This is a genomic window from Streptomyces sp. NPDC006294 (genome assembly GCF_042870895.1).
Lineage (GTDB): Bacteria > Actinomycetota > Actinomycetes > Streptomycetales > Streptomycetaceae > Streptomyces.
Genome location: NZ_JBIAHV010000010.1, coordinates 115,041 through 133,326 on the forward strand (window position 1 = coordinate 115,041; position 18,286 = coordinate 133,326).

Consider the following 18,286-nt stretch of genomic DNA (forward strand, 5'->3'; position numbering starts at 1 on the left):
GGGGGTGAACTCGCGCAGATCCTTGCTGCCTGTGCCGACGGTCTCGGCAACCAGTACCTCTGCGTTCTTGGGAACCTCCGGCGCCGGCGGCTGTGCAGTACCGGCGCGGACGCCGGACGCTGATCCGTACCGACTCCGCAGGCGGCACCCACGAGTTCGTCGCCTGGCTCGCTCAGCGGGGCAGGTGGCTCTCGTGCTCGGTCGGCATGACCATCACCGAGCAGATTCACCAGGCCGTGTGCGCAGAGCCGACCAACTGACGGACATCGCCAGCAGGTTGGAATCAGCTCATTTCTCCGGGCGGATCATTTCACGGACGTGAAAGTGAGAGATTCCTTTCCCACCGTTTGAGGGTTTCTTGAGTTTGCCGCAGCCAGCCGGTACGTGAATCTTCATTCCGAAGAGACCTGCGTCACTTTCGATTGTGGATGCATGTCCCGCGGCATTAAGAATGCTGTGTGCACGTCGTGTGAGCGCAGACCGGCCAAAGTGACGTGCCTTCGGCTCCCTGACCAGGAGTCGTCTCGCAATATTTCATCGAAACGGGGGGTCGATGAGCCGCGTCATAATGCGTACGGGAATTCCTTTCATTGTCGCCGGAGCAGTACTGCTTTCCGGGGCCGGCGCGGGCGCCGTCGCGGCCGTCGAGGAGCCTCGTCCTGCCGAGGGCGCCGAAATCGTCCTGGACGACGGACGTGTCGTGGGCGCCGACGACACGATCACCTTCACCTTCGAGGGTGACGAGGAATCCGAAGCCCTGCCCAAGCCGGGGAAGGGGGAGGCGACCGTGATGGCCTGCCCCGAGGTGAACAACAAGCCGACGTACACCGTCAAGGGGTCGCCGTACTTCATGCCCGACAAGGGCAAGCCCCAGTCGACCTGGCTGCTGCCTCGTCAGACAGTGACCTGGACCGTGACCGGCACCCACACCTTCACCTGGGACATCGGGGCGAGTGCCGAAGCGGAGGCGGGGGCCATCCTCGCCAAGGCCAAAGTCAGCGTTGATACCAAGATCAGCAACTCGTGGACGTGGACCGGCACTCAGACCGTCACCGACACGAACACCACCTCGAAGGGGTATCGGGCCGTGCTGGGACAGGTCGGCTATAACCTGACAGCGGTCAAGACGTGGATCGCTCCCCCCTGTAACGTCAAGAAGAAGACCCTCGTCGTCCTGGCTCCGCGGAAGGGCGACATGTCGATCGGACGGCAGGACTCATGAGGCACGGGCGGGGATCGGACCGGAGAGTGTGGCTGATTCTGCCGGTTGCCGCCCTGCTCCTTGTGGTGGCGTGCAGTTCGGGTGAGGGGGACGGTTCGCCCGCCCTGAGCAAGAGCCCGACGGGGTCCGCACCGGCCGCCACGGCCATTTCCGGCGACGGTGAGGCAAAGGCCGTCCTGGACAAGGCATTCACCACCAGGGAGTCCCTCGGGAGCGGTTCCGGCCGGTTGACGCCGCAATTCGGCAACACGCATCCCGCTGCCCCCGATGAGGTGCTGAGCGTGACTTTCGCGTTCACTTGCACGGGCGGCGCCAAAGTGGGGCTGAAGGTTGCGGCGGGAGGCGAAGAGGTCCAGTCGGCTGCCGGTTCCCAGACGTGTGACGGGTCTATCTTCCAGCGGAGCGTGGACGTGTCCGAAGGTCGCGCTCTCAGTTTCGAGGCGAACGTTACCGGTTCGGAGAACGGCGGCTTTGCCTATGCCTATTATGCCGAGAAGAAGCAACTTCCGCCCGGCTCGTAATACGTGCACGCGAAGCCTTGTGCAGGGTAGGGCCCGGTCGCCTGTCCCGGAGCAGTCCTGATCCGACGACAAGCGACCGGGCCCGGCCCGTCCGGAGGCGGACGTGCCGTCGGCGGCCGTTAGCTACTGCGAACTGCTGGGTTTCACGTTTTCCGGTGGATTTCTTAGCGCGGATGAGGAATCGGCTCATGGATGAGCTGACAGAGCAGTGGGAGGAGTCGTTGGAGGCCCGGTTGGCCCCCGGTCCCCGGTGCGCGCGCTCGATGTCCTGCTGAGAGCGCGCCGGACGTAATGCTCGGGGAGTGGATTTCCTTGATCCACTCCCCGTTCACTCCCCAGAGGCTCCGCGAAACGAGTCAGGGCCGGTTTCCCGTGAAGGAGAACCGGCCCTGACCTGGTGTTTCAGCTGTCGGGGTGGCGGGATTTGAACCCACGACCTCTTCGTCCCGAACGAAGCGCGCTGCCAAGCTGCGCTACACCCCGATGTCGCCGGTGTCCCGGCGACATCGATTACTTTAGCCCACCCGCGGCCGGAGACGAAATCCGGTTTCTGCCCGGGCCGCGCCCGTCCCGCGGCCGCCCCGGACCCGTCGCGACGCGGCCTCGACGCGGTCCGGGAGGCGGCGCGTTTCGGTCTCGGGCCGGCCCGTGGCCGGCCCCGCCGGGTCAGTCGCGTGGCGTCAGGGTCAGGAGGGTCGCCTCCGGGGGGCAGGCGAAGCGGACCGGGGTGTAGCGGTTCGTGCCGCAGCCCGCGGAGACGTGGAGGTAGGAGACGTTCCCCTCGGCCCGGTGGGTGGAGAGGCCCTTGACCCGGTCCGTGTCCAGGTCGCAGTTGGTGACCAGGGCCCCGTAGAAGGGGATGCACAACTGTCCGCCGTGGGTGTGGCCCGCGAGGATCAGGGGGTAGCCGTCGGCGGTGAAGGCGTCGAGAGTCCGCAGGTAGGGGGCGTGGACCACGGCCAGGGAGAGGTCCGCGTCCTTCTCGGGGCCGCCGAGGACCTTGTCGTACCGGTCACGCTTGATGTGCGGGTCGTCGAGGCCGGTGAACGCGATCTCGTAGCCGTCGAGCTTCAGCCGGCCACGCGTGTTCGTCAGGTCAAGCCATCCGGCGGAGTCGAACGCGTCCCGCATGCCTTCCCACGGGTTGTGGACCGCGCCGACGGCCGGGGCGTTGCCGTTGAGACCGTGACGGCCCTGCGCCTTCTCGAGGAGGTAGCGGGCGGGGTTGCGGAGCTTCGGTCCGTAGTAGTCGTTGGAGCCGAAGACGTAGACGCCCGGGATCTCCATGAGCGGGCCGAGGGCATCCAGGACCTCCGGTACGCCCTCCGGGTCGGAGAGGTTGTCGCCCGTGTTGACGACGAAGTCCGGGCGCAGGCCGGCCAGCGACTGGAGCCAGGCACGCTTCTTGCGCTGGCCGCTCACCATGTGGATGTCGGAGACCTGGAGCACGCGCAACGGCCGCATCCGGCGTGGCAGCACCGGCACCGTCACCCGTCGCAGCCGGTACGAACGGGCCTCGATGCCCGCGGCGTAGACGAGGCCGGCGGCACCGGCCGCCGTGATTCCTGCGGTGATCTTCAGGGGGAGCCCGTAGCGTGCGCGCATGTGTCCATCGTCGCAGACCTGTCAGGTACCGGGCGGCGGCGGGACGGCTTCCGCCGACGCGCTGTCGGCCGGCGTGCTGTCGGCCGACGCGCTGCGCACCAGTAGGCGCGCCGGCCGGCGCACGGGCAGCGCGAAGAGGAGCCCGACGCGATCCAGACGTATGTGTTGCCGCTGAGGACCCGTCGATGCCGGACGGCTCGCGGCGTCCGGGTGGGTGGGGGCCGCGTACCGCTCTGCCCACGAGCGCCCACGCCGCTACCAGGACGACGAGCCCGAAGGACGCGCCGACGAGTTCGAACGCCGCCCGTCCCGAGTCGGGGGCGAGCATCGTCCGTACGGGGAGTGCTCCGGCGCTCACGCCGCCCGCCGCCAGGGCCGTCGAGCCGGTGATACGGAGCAGTTGGCAGTGGCGGAAGCCGACGGTCCGCCCGAGGACCCGAACGACGGCCGAGACGATCCGGCTGAAGGCCCGGTCGACATCGCGGTCGACATCGCGGTCGACATCGCGGTCGACATCGCGGCCGAGAGTCCGGCCGATGGTTCGGCCGACGGCCCGGCCGGCGGTCCGTTCGGCGAGGAGACGGAGGGACGGCACCCGTGCAGGCTGTCAACAGCCGGTGTCCGGCAGACGAAGCCCCGGCCGCCCACGGGGGCGTTCATGTGTGTAGGTCGCCTTACGGCCCGGGGGAGGGAGGGGGACCGGACCGGCCACGCCGCGCTGACGGCTCTCGTCCTTCCGCCGCCCACCGGTCGTTCGACACGCGGCCGCCGAACCACCTGAGATCCACTCGGCGCCGGCGACCCACACGAAATGCGCGGGCGCGCCTCGTCACGCACCTGCCACACTTGCCCGCATGACCACGCTCAAGTCCAAGCTGCAGGAAGACCTCACCACGGCGATCAGGGCGCGCGACGAACTGCGCTCCTCCACGCTCCGGCTGACCCTCGCCGCGATCACCAAGGAGGAGGTCTCGGGCAAGAGCGCCCGTGAGCTCTCCGACGACGAGGTGCAGAAGGTGATCGCCAAGGAGGCGAAGAAGCGCCGTGAGGCCGCCGACGCGTTCGCCCAGGGCGGTCGTGCCGAGCAGGCGGAGCGTGAGAAGGCGGAGGGCGTGATCCTCGACGCGTATCTGCCGCAGCAGCTGACGGACGACGAGCTGCGCCAGATCGTGGCGCAGGCGGTCGAGGAGGCCAAGGCCGCCGGTGCCGAGGGCCCGCGCGCGATGGGCGCCGTCATGAAGATCGTGAACCCGAAGGTGGCCGGCCGCGCCGAGGGCGGCCGCGTGGCCGCCACGGTGAAGCAGCTGCTCGCGGGCTGACGCCGGCGGGAAGCTCCGGTCCCGGACGCGGTCCCGGGCCCGTATGCACAAGGGGGCGCCCCCAGTCCTGTCAGGACCGGGGGCGCCCCCTTGCACATCACCGGACTCCTACGGCCAGTTGCCGCCGCCGTCACCGCCGCCGTTGCCCTGGCCGCGGTTGTTGCCGCCGCCGATCAGGTCCGGCGGGATGGAGATGCCGGGCCACGGGTCCCGGTCACCGGGCTTGTCGTCGCCGGGCTTCTCCTTGTCCTTGTCCTTCTCTTTGTCCTCGTCCTTCTTCGGGTCCGGGATGTGGACTCTGATGAACGACGGGGCGGGCTGGCCCGCCAGCGCCCCGGACATCGCGTCCTTCCAGATCGGACCCGGCACGCCGCCGCCGAAGACCTTCGGGTGGTACTGGCCGCCGATGGTGATGTTCTCCATCTCCACCTGCTGGTCGGCGCTGCCGACCCAGACCGCGCCCGACATGTTCGGGGTGTAGCCCACGAACCAGGCGTTCTTGCGGAAGTCCGTGGTACCCGTCTTGCCCGCGTTGTCGCGGCTCTGCAGACCGGCCTGCCGGCCGGTACCGGAGTCGACCACTCCGCGCAGCAGCGTGTTGATCGTGTCGGCGGTCTTCTCCGACATCGCCTGGGAGCACTGGCTCTGCGGGACCTTCAGGCTCTTGCCGTCCGCCGTCTTGATCGACTCGATCGCCGTCGGCGTGCAGTAGTTGCCGCGGTTGGCGAAGGTCGCGTACGCGTTGGCCATGGTGAGCGGCGAGATGCCGGTGGAGCCGAGAGTGAGGGCGGAGGGTAGTTCGGGCAGCTTGCTCCCGTCACCCTGCACCACACCGAGCTTGGTGGCCATCTCCGAGATCGGGCACATCCCGATCTCGGAGATCATCTGCACGAAGTAGGTGTTGACGGACAGTTCCATCGCCTTTTTGAGCGGGTACGGTCCGACCTCCGCCTCGTTCTCGTTCTCGAGCACGGCGCCGTCGGTGTTGACCCAGGGCTTTCCGCTGCACGTCATGATGCGCTCGGGGTACGGCATCTTGAACGGCGACGGATACACCTGCGTCGGAGGCTTGCCCTGCTCCAGCGCGGCGGACGCGAGGAACGGCTTGAAGGTCGAGCCGACCGGGAAGCCGTAGTTCGAGCCGCCCATCTTCTTGTTGACGGAGTAGTTGATCTGGGTCTCGTTCTTGCCGAAGCCGTACGGCTTGGACTGGCCCATCGCCACGATCTTGCCGGTCCCGGGCTCGACGAGCGTCACCGCGGCGGCGACCTTGTCGGTCTGGTAGACGTGGTCCTTGATCGACTGCTGCGCCGCCTTCTGGGCCTGCGGCTTCAGCGTGGTCCTGATGGTCAGACCGCCCTGGTTCCAGACCTTGAGCCGGTCCTTGCGGGTCTTTCCGAAGACCGGGTCGGTCAGGAAGACCTGGCGCACGTAGTCGCAGAAGAAGCCCGCGCCGTCCACGGCGGTGATGCAGCCGTTCTTGGGCTTGCTCACCTTCAGCTCGATGGGCGCCGCCTTGGCCTTCTCCGCCTCGGCCCGGGAGATGTCGCCCACCTCGGCCATGCGCTGCAGCACGATGTTGCGGCGCTTGGTCGCCTCCTCCGAGTCGTTGACCGGGTCGAAGCGGCTCGGCGACTGGACGATGCCGGCGAGGAGCGCCGCCTCCTCCAGCTTCAGGTCCTTGGCGTGCTTGGAGAAGTAGCGCTGGGAGGCGGCCTCGATGCCGTACGCCTGCTGACCGAAGAAGGTGATGTTGAGGTAGTTCTCGAGGATCTTCTTCTTGCCGAGCTCCTCCTCGACCTGGATCGCGTACTTCAGTTCGCGGATCTTGCGGCCGAGGGTCTGCTGGGTGGCCTGGGCGACCTTGTCGGGGTCGTCGCCGGCCTCTTCGACGAAGACGTTCTTCACGTACTGCTGGGTCAGTGTGGAGGCGCCCTCGGAGACGCCGCCCGACTGCGCGTTCTTGTTCAGCGCGCGCAGCACGCCCTTGAGGTCGATCGCGCCGTGCTCGTAGAAACGGGCGTCCTCGATCGCGACGATCGCCTTCTGCATGTACGGCGAGATGTCCTTGAGGGGCACCACCGTGCGGTCACGTGAGTAGACCACGGCGATCTTGCCGCCCTCGGAGTCGAGAATCGTGGTGCGCTGACTCAGCGGCGGCGTCTTGAGGTTGGCCGGGATCGTGTCGAATCCTTCGACCGTCCCCTTGGCCGCCAGTCCCAGCGCTCCGGCCGCGGGCAGGGCGATGCCTGCCAGCACCGCTCCGGAGAGCACACTGACACCGAGGAACTTGGCGGCCTGCTGCGTCGCTGTCAGACCGCCGCCCGAGCGCTTCTTTGGCATGAGGGCAGCCTACGTTCTCATTTGCCGGACAGGCGTAAAGGCCTTGGCCTAAGCTGCTCACAACTGTCACAGCAGTGCGGTTCCGCATCAAGTGCTTGACACGACTCCCGCTGTACCCGAATCCGGCGAAATTGTGTCCGCACATCATGTCCGAATCCGGCGCATGCGTGGTGATGTGCCCCCGTGTGACCCAACTGAATTGCCCCGCTTTGTCGGGGCTTTCTGTTATGTCTCCAGGTCACTCCCCTGGGTGATCTGCCGCGTACGCATAGTCCGTTCGGGCCATTCAAGATTGGGCCCCAAGGGGGTGTTGCGCTGTGCCCACCTTCCGTAACGTCCTCAACTGGCAGCGGTGAATATGCCGCTGCCGCCGTGGGGGAGCCTCGATTCGGGAGAGGACGGCGCCGGCATGGGCTGGGTAACCGACTGGAGTGCGCAGGCAGCCTGCCGCACGACGGATCCGGATGAACTGTTCGTACAAGGGGCAGCGCAGAACAGGGCCAAGGCGGTGTGCACGGGATGCCCGGTACGCACCGAGTGCCTGGCCGACGCGCTCGACAATCGCGTCGAGTTCGGCGTGTGGGGCGGCATGACCGAGCGGGAGCGGCGGGCACTGCTGCGCAGGCGGCCCACGGTCACCTCGTGGCGGCGACTGCTCGAGACCGCACGCACGGAATACGAGCGCAGCGCCGGGATCCTTCCCGTCGCCCTCGACGACGACGAGACCTACGAGGCGTACGCGGCGGTGGGTTAGCGGCCGGTCAGCGGCCTGAGAAAGCGCGCGGCGTGCGCCGTCCGCATACGCCGGCCGCGCGACGACGGCCGATCGACCGGGAGTGCGTGGCACGCCTGACACCCGGTCACGCCCGTACGGGCGCCAACAGCCGCAGTGTGTACGGGGTGTCGGGGCGGTTTTCCGTGGAGGGGTGCCGAGGACCGACGCGGCAACGCCGGACGTCGCGCGCCCACGAGCCTGCGCGCTGAGTTCCGACGTGCCTAAGCCGCTCCGGCCGACGCGTCCCCGCCCTCCGCGAGGCGGTCGCCGATGGCGCGCAGGCCGGCGAGGTCGTGGACGTCTCCGGGGAACGCGGGCACCTCGGCCACCGCCACTTCCGGGTGGAGGGCGGTGAAACGGTCACGGGTGCGCTGCTCGCGGGCGAGCACCTGCATCCGTTCCGCATGCAGCCGCAGCAGACCGGCGGTCATCTGCTCGGTGGTCTGCGCCGGCGAGATCTTCAGGTCTGCGGGCGGGTCGGGAACTTCGAGAGGATCCGATACGTCTTCCGGTGTGCCGGCGGCCGACGTGCCGACTGCCGGTGGGGCTTCGGGGGAGCGACCCGCGGACGGCGATTCGGGAGAGACGGCCGCGGCGTCACGAACACCAGTCTTCCCGGGCCCCTGATCCACAATGCCGGCCTCCTCAAGATTTTCCGCGGCCGCCAGCGCCCGCTCCGCGGACAGCCCCGCCGCCCCGCTCCCGTGCACCCGGTTGAGGACCAGACCGGCGAGCGGCATCTTCTCGGCCGCCAGCCGTTCCACGAAGTACGCCGCCTCCCGCAGCGCGTCGCGCTCGGGCGCCGCGACGACGAGGAACGCCGTCCCGGGGGCCTGCAGCAGCCGGTACGTGGCGTCCGCCCGCGTACGGAACCCGCCGAACATGGTGTCCATCGCGGCGACGAACGTCTGCACGTCCTTCAGCAGTTGGCCGCCCAGCACCTTGCCCAGCGTGCCCGTCATCATCGACATGCCGACATTGAGGAACTTCATCCCCGCCCGGCCGCCCACCTTCGCCGGCGTCATCAGCAGCTTGATGAACCTGCCGTCCAGGAACGACCCGAGCCGCTTCGGCGCGTCCAGGAAGTCCAGCGCCGAACGCGACGGCGGGGTGTCGACGACGATCAGGTCCCACTCGTCCCGCGCCCGCAGCTGGCCCAGCTTCTCCATGGCCATGTATTCCTGCGTGCCCGCGAAACCGGCGGACAGGGACTGGTAGAAGGGGTTCTCCAGGATGGCGCGCGACCGCTCCGCGTCCGCGTGCGACTCGACGATCTCGTCGAACGTCCGCTTCATGTCGAGCATCATGGCGTGCAGTTCGCCCGCCGGCCGGCCGTCACGGCCCTTGCCGGAACCCTTCCGCGACGCCTCGCCCCGGTCCTCGATGCCCTTGACCCTGCGCGGGGTGTTGTCGAGCGAGTCGATGCCCATGGACTGCGCGAGCCGCCGGGCCGGGTCGATGGTGAGGACGACGACCTTGCGGCCGCGCTCGGCAGCCCGTACGCCGAGGGCCGCGGCCGTCGTCGTCTTGCCGACGCCCCCGGCGCCGCAGCACACGATGATGCGCGTGGCCGGGTCGTCGATGAGCGGGTCGATCTCCAGCCGGGCCGATGGGTCCAGTGTCATGAGCCCGCCCCCTGCTTGCGCAGTTCCTTCGCCAGTTGGTAGAGGCCGGACAGGTCGACGCCCTCACTCAGCATGGGGAGTTCGTACGCGCCCAGCTCCAGCGTGTTCAGCGTCCCGCGCTGCTCGCGTTCCAGCTCCACACGCTGCGCGTGCTCGGCGGCCTGCTCCAGCAGCGGGGTGACGAGCGTCGCGGCGCCCGGGACGCCGGCCGCCTTGAGCGCCTTGGTGACGGCGCCGCGCCGGCCGTCCGCCGCGTCGCGCAGCGCGTCCTCGTCGAGGAGGTGCGGGCGGACCATGTTCACGATGACCCGGCCCACCGGCAGATCGGCGGCGCGCAGTTCGGCCACGCCGTCCGCGGTCTCCTGCACCGGCATCTCCTCCAGGAGGGTCACCAGGTGGACCGCCGTCTCGGAAGACTTCAGGACCCGCATCACCGCCTGCGCCTGATTGTGTATCGGGCCGATCCTCGCCAGCCCCGCCACCTCGTCGTTGACGTTCAGGAAGCGGGTGATGCGCCCGGTGGGCGGGGCGTCCATGACCACGTGGTCGTAGACGTACCGCCCCTGCTTGTCCCGGCGGCGGACCGCCTCGCAGGCCTTGCCGGTCAGCAGCACGTCACGGACGCCCGGCGCGATCGTCGTCGCGAAGTCGATCGCGCCGATCTTCTTCAGGGCGCGGCCCGCGCCGCCGAGTTTGTAGAACATCTGGAGGTAGTCGAGGAGCGCGCGCTCGGCGTCGATGGCCAGCGCGAAGACCTCTCCGCCGCCGGAGGAGACGGCGATCTTGCGCTCCTCATAAGGAAGCGCCTCTGTCTCGAACAGCTGGGCGATGCCCTGCCTGCCCTCGACCTCGACGAGGAGAGTCCGCTTTCCCTCGGTCGCGAGGGCGAGCGCGAGGGCGGCGGCAACCGTGGTCTTACCGGTCCCGCCCTTGCCGCTGACGACCTGGAGCCTGCTCACGTATGCGAGCCTAACCAGTCGCGCCCCGCCCTACGCACGAGGTCGCGTGCGGGCTGCGTCACGAACCGTCGGCCTGCGTCACGGACCATGCCGGGGGTGCGGCTACAGTCGGCTCCATGACCAAGTGGGAATACTCGACCGTGCCCCTTCTCGTGCACGCGACGAAGCAGATTCTGGACACCTGGGGCGAGGACGGCTGGGAGCTGGTCCAGGTCGTACCCGGCCCCAACAACCCCGAGCAGCTCGTGGCCTACCTGAAGCGTGAGAAGTCCTCGTGAGCGGCGTCGTCGACGCCCGGCTCGCCGAGCTCGGACTGACGCTGCCCGAGGTGGTGCCGCCGCTGGCCGCGTACCAGCCGGCCGTGGTGTCCGGAGCGTACGTCTACACCGCGGGCCAGCTCCCGATGGTGGACGGCAAGCTTCCGGTGACCGGCAAGGTCGGGGCCGAGGTCACCCCCGAGGAGGCCAAGGAGCTCGCCCGCACCTGTGCGCTGAATGCCCTGGCGGCCGTGAAGTCGGTCGTCGGTGACCTGGACCGCATCGCGCGTGTGGTGAAGGTCGTCGGCTTCGTGGCGTCCGCCGCGGACTTCACCGGCCAGCCCGCCGTCCTCAACGGCGCCAGCGAGCTGCTCGGCGAAGTGCTGGGTGACAAGGGCGTCCACGCGCGCAGCGCGGTCGGTGTGGCCGTGCTGCCCCTGGACGCTCCGGTCGAGGTCGAGATCCAGGTGGAGTTCGTTCCGGACGGAAGCTGACCGAGCGCCTCAGTACGAGTACGGCCCCGTGCCCGCCGCCCTGCCGGCGGGCACGGGGCCGTTGCCGTACGACCGCGGTCCGGCGCGAAGAGGGCCCTCGAACATCGACGCGGAAGCGCATAGCATCCGCCCATGTCCAATGGTCAGTGGTACCCGCCGGAATGGCCCGATCGCATTCGCGCGCTCGCGAGCGGCGAGCTCACCGCCGTGGCCCCCAGGCGGGCAGCCACGGTGATGCTGCTGCGCGACATGGCCGACGGCACCGCCGTCCACATGCTGCGCCGGCGCGCCTCCATGGCCTTCGCCGGCGGCGCGTACGCGTACCCGGGCGGCGGCGTGGACCCCCGGGACGACCGCCCGGTGCGCTGGGCGGGCCCCTCTTTGGAGGTCTGGGCGGAGCGCCTCGGAGTCGGCGACACGGCGTCCGCCCAGGCCATCGTGTGTGCGGCGGTGCGCGAGACGTTCGAGGAGGCGGGCGTCCTGCTGGCCGGTGCCACCCGCGACACGGTCGTCGGCGACACGACGGGCGACGACTGGGAGGCGGACCGGCAGGCACTGGTCGACCGGGGACTGTCGTTCGCGGACTTCCTGGACCGCAGGGGGCTCGTGCTCCGCTCGGACCTGCTGGGCGCGTGGGCGCGCTGGATCACGCCGGAGTTCGAGCCGCGCCGGTACGACACCTGGTTCTTCGTGGCCGCCCTCCCCGAGGGCCAGCGCACCCGCAACGCCTCCTCGGAGGCGGAGAGCACCGTCTGGATCAGTCCCGCGGACGCCACCGCCGGGTACGACAAGGGCGACCTGCTGATGATGCCGCCGACCGTCGCGACGCTCCGCACGCTCCAGCCGTACGGGACGGCCGCGCGGGCCCTGGAGGCGGCGGCGGACCAGGATCTCACCCCGGTGCTGGCCAAGGCCCGGCTGGAGGGCGGGGAGGTCGTCCTGAGCTGGCCCGGACACGACGAGTTCACCAAGCATGTGCCCACCGGAGGCCCGCGATGACGGACGCCGCCACGCTGCCGGGACAGCCCCGCGGCGGTGTGCTCTCCGGGCCTGCCACCGCCCGCGCCGTGAACGTCCTCGCCCCGAACCCGTCCGCGATGACCCTCGACGGCACCAACACCTGGATCGTCTCCGAGCCGGACTCGGATCTGGCCGTCGTCGTCGACCCCGGGCCGCTCGACGACGGCCATTTGCGGGCCGTCGTCGACACCGCCGAACGGGCGGGCAAGCGGATCGCCCTCACCCTGCTGACCCACGGCCACCCCGACCACGCCGAAGGCGCCGCGCGCTTCGCGGAGCTGACCCGTACGAACGTCCGGGCCCTCGACCCGGCGCTGCGGCTCGGCGACGAAGGGCTCGCCCCGGGCGATGTGATCACCACGGGCGGTCTGGAGATGCGGGTCGTCCCCACGCCCGGCCACACCGGGGACTCGCTCAGCTTCCATCTGCCGGCCGACCGGGCCGTGCTCACCGGCGACACGGTCCTCGGCCGTGGCACGACCGTCGTCGCGCACCCCGACGGCAGGCTCGGCGACTACCTCGACTCGCTGCGCCGGCTGCGCTCGCTCACCGTCGACGACGGCATCCGCACCGTGCTCCCCGGCCACGGCCCGGTGCTGGACGACGCCCAGGGCGCCGTCGAGTTCTACCTCGCGCACCGCGCGAACCGGCTCGCGCAGGTGGAGACGGCTGTCGAGAACGGCTGCGCCACAGCCGCCGAGGTGGTGGCGCGGGTGTACGCGGACGTGGACAGGTCCCTGTGGCCGGCCGCGGAGCTCTCCGTACGGGCACAGCTCGAATACCTGCGGGACCACGGCCTCATCGGGCCCGCCGCCTAGCGGCGCCCTCAGGAGGCCGGGGAGACGTCTTCTCCACGCGAAGGGGCCGCCCGCAGCACGCGGGCGGCCCCTTCGCACGGGACGGGGTGTGCCTGAGCGGGTGGCGTCAGCGCGAACGCTTGGCCAGGCGCTCCACGTCCAGCAGGATCACCGCACGCGCCTCCAGACGCAGCCAGCCGCGCTGCGCGAAGTCGGCCAGGGCCTTGTTCACGGTCTCGCGGGAGGCGCCGACCAGCTGGGCCAGCTCTTCCTGGGTGAGGTCGTGGACGACGTGGATGCCCTCCTCCGACTGCACGCCGAAGCGGCGCGACAGATCGAGGAGCGCGCGGGCGACACGGCCCGGTACGTCGGAGAAGACCAGGTCGGACATCTGGTCGTTGGTCTTGCGCAGCCGGCGGGCGACGGCGCGCAGCAGCGCAGTGGCCACCTCGGGCCGGACGTTCAGCCAGGGCTGGAGGTCGCCGTGGCCGAGGCCGAGGAGCTTGACCTCCGTCAGCGCCGAGGCGGTCGCGGTGCGCGGGCCGGGGTCGAAGAGGGACAGCTCGCCGATCAGCTCGCCGGGGCCGAGGACCGCGAGCATGTTCTCGCGGCCGTCGGGGGAGGTGCGGTGGAGCTTGACCTTGCCTTCGGTGACCACGTAGAGGCGGTCGCCCGGTTCGCCCTCGTGGAAGAGCGCGTCGCCGCGGGCGAGCGTCGCTTCACTCATCGAGGCGCGGAGCTCCGCGGCCTGCTCGTCATCGAGCGCCGCGAAGAGCGGGGCGCGCCGCAGAACGTCGTCCACGAGTTCTCTCCTTGTCGACCTGCTCAGGGGACGTTGGTCCCATGATGCCGGACTGTGCTGTGCCGGCCTGGGGACACTGTGCCCGGTGGGGCTCCACCCGGGCACGGACCCCGGTGGTAAACAATCGTGCGATCAGTCACAACAAGTTTGACGTACTGGCGCGTCTCTCCCTACGGCAGGGGCCCGATCGGGTCCTGATTGCGGGTGACCGGGGCGGATGTCGGTGGGGGCCTTTAGGCTGGCCGGGTGTCCAATTCGCCGGTGAGAGCACAGGCCGAGGGGGCTGGGAGCGTGTCCGGTAAGCAGAATTCCGCTGTGGGCGAACAACGATCACCCACCTCGGGCAAAAAGGATAAAACACCCAAGCCGGAAACGCGGCTGGCCATGGTCCGGCGCGCCCGCCGCATAAATCGCGAGCTCGCCGAGGTGTATCCGTACGCCCATCCGGAGCTCGACTTCGAGAACGCCTTCCAGCTGCTGATCGCGACGGTCCTGTCCGCGCAGACCACCGACCTCCGGGTCAACCAGACGACGCCCGCCCTCTTCGCCACGTACCCCACGCCCGAGGACCTGGCGGCGGCGGAGCCGGAGGCGGTCGAGGAGCTCATCCGCCCGACGGGGTTCTTCCGCGCCAAGACCAAGTCGATCATGGGCTTGTCGGCCGCCATCCGGGACAACTTCGGCGGCGAGGTCCCCGGCAGGCTCCAGGACCTGGTGAGCCTGCCCGGAGTGGGCCGCAAGACCGCGTTCGTCGTCCTGGGCAATGCCTTCGGCGTCCCCGGGATCACCGTGGACACGCACTTCATGCGCCTGGCCCGGCGCTGGAAGTGGACCGACCAGGACGATCCGGTGAAGATCGAGGCCGAGATCGCCACGATCTTCCCGAAGAGCGAGTGGACCATGCTCTCGCACCGGGTGATCTTCCACGGCCGCCGTATCTGCCACGCCCGCAGACCCGCCTGCGGCGCCTGCCCGATCACGCATCTCTGCCCCGCGTCGTACGGGGAGGGCGAGACGGACCCGGAGAAGGCCACGAAGCTGCTGAAGTACGAGAAGGGCGGCCAGCCCGGCCAGCGCCTCAAGCCGCCTCCGGACTATCCGGGGAAACCGGCCCCGGCGCTGGGCGCGACCGGGTGACGCTGCCGCGAGCGGAACGATCGAGGCGCCCAGGGACGTTGTGCGTGAGGGGGTGCCGATGACACGCACTGGAGAAGAGACGTACCAGCGATTCGAACAGCACGGCGACGGTGAGGTGGTGGTCGACGGTGACGTGGTCGTCACGACCGACGGCCTGCCCGAGTGGCTCGACCCCGTGGTGCGCGCCGCCGATACGGTGGAGCCGCACCAGCTCAGCCGCTTCCTGCCGCCCGAGAGCGGACACGGCCGCCAGTCCGCCGTCCTCGTCCTGTTCGGAGAGGGCCCCAAGGGGCCGGAACTGCTGCTCATGGAGCGTGCGGGCACGCTGCGCTCCCATGCGGGACAGCCCTCCTTCCCCGGCGGCGCGCTCGATCCCGCGGACGGCGACCCGGCGACGACCGGGCCGCTGCGGGCCGCGCTGCGGGAGGCCCAGGAGGAGACGGGGCTGGACCCGACGGGGGTGCAGACCTTCGGCGTACTGCCCAAGCTCTACATCCCGGTGAGCAGTTTCGTCGTCACGCCCGTACTGGGATGGTGGCGAGCCCCCAGCCCGGTCGGAGCGGTCGATCCCGCGGAGACCGCACGCGTGTTCACCGTGCCCGTGGCGGACCTCACGGACCCGGCCAACCGTGCGACGGCCGTGCACCCGCGCGGCCACGCCGGCCCGGCGTTCACGGTGGAAGGGGCTCTGGTCTGGGGTTTCACCGCCGGGGTGATCGACCGGATTCTGCACTTCGCGGGCTGGGAGCGACCATGGGACCGCACCAAGAAGGTCCCGCTGGACTGGCACGCATGACAGGCTGAAACGAGTGATGCCCTCCCGGCGGGGGCGTGACACCGACCGCGCGGCTCGCCGTGCCCCACCCCCAGCCGGACCGAGCACCGGCGACGACACTGCGAGGCAGAATTCGGTGAACGTGCTGGACTTCCTGTTGCTGGTCGCCGCCGTGTGGTTCGCGATCGTCGGCTATCGCCAGGGCTTCGTCGTCGGCATCCTCTCGGTGATCGGCTTCCTTGGAGGCGGACTCGTCGCGGTCTATCTGCTTCCGGTGATCTGGAACGCGCTGACCGACGACGCCGAAGTGTCCACCACGGTCGCGATAGTCGCCGTCGTCATCGTGATCGTCTGCGCCTCGGTCGGCCAGGCCTTCACCACCCATCTGGGCAACAAACTGCGGCGGTTCATCACCTGGTCGCCCGCCCGCGCGCTCGACGCCACGGGCGGTGCGCTGGTCAACGTCGTCGCGATGCTGCTGGTCGCCTGGCTGATCGGCTCCGCGCTCGCCGGCACCTCGCTGCCCACCCTGGGCAAGGAGGTGCGCAGTTCGAAGGTGCTGCTCGGGGTGTCGCGTGTGATGCCCGATCAGGCCAACACGTGGTTCAGGGACTTCTCCTCGGTCCTCGCGCAGAACGGCTTCCCCCAGGTCTTCAGCCCGTTCGCCAACGAGCCGATCACCGAGGTGCAGCCCCCCGACCCGGCACTCGTCGGCAGCCCCGTCGCCGCGCGCGCCAAGCAGTCCATCGTCAAGGTCGTCGGTACGGCCCCGAGCTGCGGCAAGGTCCTCGAAGGGACCGGCTTCGTCTTCGACGAGCGCCGGGTGATGACCAACGCCCACGTCGTCGGCGGCGTCGACGAGCCGACGGTGCAGATAGGCGGTGAGGGCCGGCTCTACGACGCCAAGGTCGTCCTCTACGACTGGCAGCGCGACATCGCCGTCCTGGACGTCCCGGACCTCCAGGCCCGCCCGCTCGAGTTCGCCGACTTCGAGGAGGGCGACGCCGAGAGCGGCGACAGCGCGATCATCGCCGGCTTCCCGGAGAACGGCGCGTACGACGTGCGCTCCGCCCGCGTCCGCGGACGTATCAACGCCGACGGCCCGGACATCTACCACCGGGGCACCGTCCGACGTGACGTCTACTCGCTGTTCGCGACCGTGCGACAGGGCAACTCCGGCGGCCCGCTGCTGACCACGGACGGCAAGGTCTACGGGGTCATCTTCGCCCGGTCGCTCGACGACGCGGACACCGGCTACGCGCTGACCGCGGACGAGATCCGCAAGGACATCGAACTCGGCCGCAGCGCCAACGAAGAGGTCGACAGCCAGGGGTGCGCCTTGTAGCGGCGCCGCGACGCAGGGTCAGTCCCGGGGATGATGCCGCAGGCGAGCGGACACCCAGCGCGCGCGGCGCCTCAGGATGTGCGGAATCCCCATTCCCTGCCCCGGATGCTCGTGACCCTCGCGCGGAAGGCCACTTGTCTCGCGAGTGATCGGCCTACTGGCCGAGCGTCGGTTGCGTGCTGCGTCACCGTAGTCGTGCGTCCAGCCCATACCCGGACGTGTGCCCGGGCCCCATGGTCGGTAACCGTGCCCCGGGCGGCCAATTGGCTTATGCGCCAGGCATTTGGCTGCTCATAGCACCATCGAACTTTCGGTGGGCGGAACCCTTCGGCCGGCTACCGATCGGGCTCGGGGTCCTTGAGCCAGTTGATCAGTTCGTTCGAGAAGGCGACCGGGTCCTCCTCGTGAGGGAAGTGGCCGAGGCCGTCGAACAGCCGCCACCGGTAGGGCGCTTCGACGTACTCACCCGAGCCGGCCGCGCTGCGTGTCCGCATCGCCGGATCGAGTGAGCCGTGCAGATGCAGCGTGGGCACCCGCACCGGACGCTTCATCCGGCGGTTGAACTGGATGCCGTCCGGCCGGGCCAGCGACCGCACCATCCAGCGATAGGGCTCGATGGAGCAGTGCGCGGTCGACGGAATGCACATCGCCCGCCGGTAGACCTCGACGGCCTCCTCGTCGAGCGGCTGCGGCCCGGACCAGTTCTCGATCAACTCGCCCACCAAGGCCGCGTCGTCCGCCACCAGTTGGCGCTCCGGCAGCCAGGGCCGCTGGAAACCCCACACGTAGGAGCCGGCACGGCTCTGCGCGAAGTCGGAGAGCATCGCCGAGCGCCACCGCCGTGGGTGCGGCATCGACGACACGGCCAGCCGGCGTACCAGCTTGGGCCGCATCACGGCCGCGGTCCACGCCAGGTAGCCGCCCAGATCGTGCCCGACCAGGGCGGCGTCCGGCTCGCCCAGTGATCGGACGACACCGGTGATGTCGAGCGCCAGATTGGCCGGGTCGTAACCCCGCGGCGTACGGTCGCTGCCGCCCACCCCGCGCAGGTCCATCGCCACGGCCCTGAACCCCGCGTCGGCGAGCGCCGGGAGCTGATGCCGCCAGGTCCACCAGAACTGCGGGAACCCGTGCAGCAGCATCACCAGCGGCCCGTCGCCCATCTCGGCGATGTGGAAGCGGGCGCCGTTGGCCGCCACGTCGCGGTGGGTCCAGGGACCGTCGATGCGTACGGGACTGCCAGGGGCGCCGAAGCTGCCGGGAGCGGAATCAGGGACCGTCATGCTGATG

18 protein-coding genes, 1 tRNA gene and 1 pseudogene are annotated in these 18,286 nt (G+C 69.7%); 12 read left to right on the top strand and 8 right to left on the bottom strand.

Translation table 11 applies throughout. From position 1 onward, the window contains the following. Nucleotides 1–95: 95 nt before the first annotated feature. The 3 genes and pseudogenes from ACFYOP_RS19450 to ACFYOP_RS19460 all read left to right on the top strand — a co-directional run. Nucleotides 96–257, top strand: a pseudogene (locus ACFYOP_RS19450) (IS1380 family transposase); the annotation flags it as partial. A 296-nt stretch (nt 258–553) separates the two neighbouring features. Next, a complete protein-coding gene (locus ACFYOP_RS19455; protein ID WP_356894487.1) occupies nt 554–1,222 on the top strand; it encodes a hypothetical protein in 669 nt (222 codons plus the stop codon). A gap of 26 nt (nt 1,223–1,248) precedes the next feature. Continuing rightward, the gene (locus ACFYOP_RS19460; RefSeq protein WP_356894489.1) at nt 1,249–1,743 is read left to right on the top strand and encodes a hypothetical protein; all 495 of its coding nucleotides are present in this window, start codon (nt 1,249–1,251) and stop codon (nt 1,741–1,743) included. Nucleotides 1,744–2,152: 409 nt separating this feature from the next. Here ACFYOP_RS19460 and ACFYOP_RS19465 read toward each other — a convergent pair. Then, a tRNA-Pro gene (locus tag ACFYOP_RS19465) sits at nt 2,153–2,226 on the bottom strand. Nucleotides 2,227–2,409: 183 nt separating this feature from the next. Next, a complete protein-coding gene (locus ACFYOP_RS19470) occupies nt 2,410–3,348 on the bottom strand; it encodes a metallophosphoesterase (RefSeq protein WP_356894491.1) in 939 nt (312 codons plus the stop codon). An 854-nt stretch (nt 3,349–4,202) separates the two neighbouring features. Between ACFYOP_RS19470 and ACFYOP_RS19475 the strand changes: the two genes are divergently transcribed. Then, nucleotides 4,203–4,667, top strand: coding sequence for a GatB/YqeY domain-containing protein (locus ACFYOP_RS19475; RefSeq protein WP_356894493.1), 465 nt, complete (start codon nt 4,203–4,205; stop codon nt 4,665–4,667). 108 nt (nt 4,668–4,775) lie between these two features. Here the strand turns inward: ACFYOP_RS19475 and ACFYOP_RS19480 are convergent, their stop codons facing one another. Beyond that, nucleotides 4,776–7,010: a transglycosylase domain-containing protein gene (locus ACFYOP_RS19480; protein WP_356894495.1), complete on the bottom strand. Its 2,235-nt coding sequence runs from the start codon at nt 7,008–7,010 to the stop codon at nt 4,776–4,778. 409 nt (nt 7,011–7,419) lie between these two features. On the opposite strand from ACFYOP_RS19480, the gene ACFYOP_RS19485 reads away from it, so the two are divergent. Beyond that, entirely contained in the window at nt 7,420–7,764 is a 345-nt protein-coding gene (locus tag ACFYOP_RS19485) for a WhiB family transcriptional regulator (protein ID WP_050791514.1), read from the top strand. Between the two features lie 242 nt (nt 7,765–8,006). On the opposite strand, the gene ACFYOP_RS19490 is transcribed toward ACFYOP_RS19485, so the two are convergent. Continuing rightward, nucleotides 8,007–9,410 carry an ArsA-related P-loop ATPase gene (locus ACFYOP_RS19490; protein WP_356894497.1) on the bottom strand — a complete coding sequence of 468 codons (1,404 nt, stop codon included), beginning with the start codon at nt 9,408–9,410 and terminating at the stop codon, nt 8,007–8,009. Next, the gene (locus tag ACFYOP_RS19495; protein ID WP_356894499.1) at nt 9,407–10,369 is read right to left on the bottom strand and encodes an ArsA-related P-loop ATPase; all 963 of its coding nucleotides are present in this window, start codon (nt 10,367–10,369) and stop codon (nt 9,407–9,409) included. The genes ACFYOP_RS19490 and ACFYOP_RS19495 overlap by 4 nt, the downstream gene beginning before the upstream one ends. Before the next feature lie 116 nt (nt 10,370–10,485). Between ACFYOP_RS19495 and ACFYOP_RS19500 the strand changes: the two genes are divergently transcribed. From ACFYOP_RS19500 to ACFYOP_RS19515, 4 genes are all read left to right on the top strand, one after another. Beyond that, entirely contained in the window at nt 10,486–10,647 is a 162-nt protein-coding gene (locus ACFYOP_RS19500; protein ID WP_356894501.1) for a DUF4177 domain-containing protein, read from the top strand. Beyond that, on the top strand, nt 10,644–11,120 hold the full coding sequence (locus tag ACFYOP_RS19505) for a RidA family protein (protein ID WP_356894503.1): 477 nt from the start codon (nt 10,644–10,646) through the stop codon (nt 11,118–11,120). Before ACFYOP_RS19500 ends, ACFYOP_RS19505 begins: the two co-directional genes overlap by 4 nt. Before the next feature lie 132 nt (nt 11,121–11,252). Then, nucleotides 11,253–12,119 carry an NUDIX hydrolase gene (locus tag ACFYOP_RS19510; protein ID WP_356894505.1) on the top strand — a complete coding sequence of 289 codons (867 nt, stop codon included), beginning with the start codon at nt 11,253–11,255 and terminating at the stop codon, nt 12,117–12,119. Then, nucleotides 12,116–12,958: an MBL fold metallo-hydrolase gene (locus ACFYOP_RS19515; protein WP_356894507.1), complete on the top strand. Its 843-nt coding sequence runs from the start codon at nt 12,116–12,118 to the stop codon at nt 12,956–12,958. Before ACFYOP_RS19510 ends, ACFYOP_RS19515 begins: the two co-directional genes overlap by 4 nt. Before the next feature lie 106 nt (nt 12,959–13,064). Here the strand turns inward: ACFYOP_RS19515 and ACFYOP_RS19520 are convergent, their stop codons facing one another. Next, nucleotides 13,065–13,739, bottom strand: a complete 675-nt coding sequence (locus ACFYOP_RS19520; RefSeq protein WP_356894509.1) for a Crp/Fnr family transcriptional regulator — start codon at nt 13,737–13,739, stop codon at nt 13,065–13,067. Between the two features lie 291 nt (nt 13,740–14,030). On the opposite strand from ACFYOP_RS19520, the gene nth reads away from it, so the two are divergent. From nth to ACFYOP_RS19535, 3 genes are all read left to right on the top strand, one after another. Further along, complete coding sequence (nth, locus tag ACFYOP_RS19525; RefSeq protein ID WP_356894511.1) at nt 14,031–14,876, top strand: endonuclease III; 846 nt, start codon at nt 14,031–14,033, stop codon at nt 14,874–14,876. 58 nt (nt 14,877–14,934) lie between these two features. Continuing rightward, nucleotides 14,935–15,672, top strand: coding sequence for a CoA pyrophosphatase (locus ACFYOP_RS19530; RefSeq protein WP_356894513.1), 738 nt, complete (start codon nt 14,935–14,937; stop codon nt 15,670–15,672). A gap of 115 nt (nt 15,673–15,787) precedes the next feature. After that, entirely contained in the window at nt 15,788–16,996 is a 1,209-nt protein-coding gene (locus tag ACFYOP_RS19535) for a MarP family serine protease (protein WP_356894515.1), read from the top strand. Nucleotides 16,997–17,014: 18 nt separating this feature from the next. Here the strand turns inward: ACFYOP_RS19535 and ACFYOP_RS19540 are convergent, their stop codons facing one another. After that, complete coding sequence (locus ACFYOP_RS19540) at nt 17,015–17,206, bottom strand: hypothetical protein (RefSeq protein ID WP_356894517.1); 192 nt, start codon at nt 17,204–17,206, stop codon at nt 17,015–17,017. A 125-nt stretch (nt 17,207–17,331) separates the two neighbouring features. Then, nucleotides 17,332–18,279 carry an alpha/beta hydrolase gene (locus ACFYOP_RS19545; protein ID WP_356894519.1) on the bottom strand — a complete coding sequence of 316 codons (948 nt, stop codon included), beginning with the start codon at nt 18,277–18,279 and terminating at the stop codon, nt 17,332–17,334. Nucleotides 18,280–18,286 lie beyond the last annotated feature (7 nt).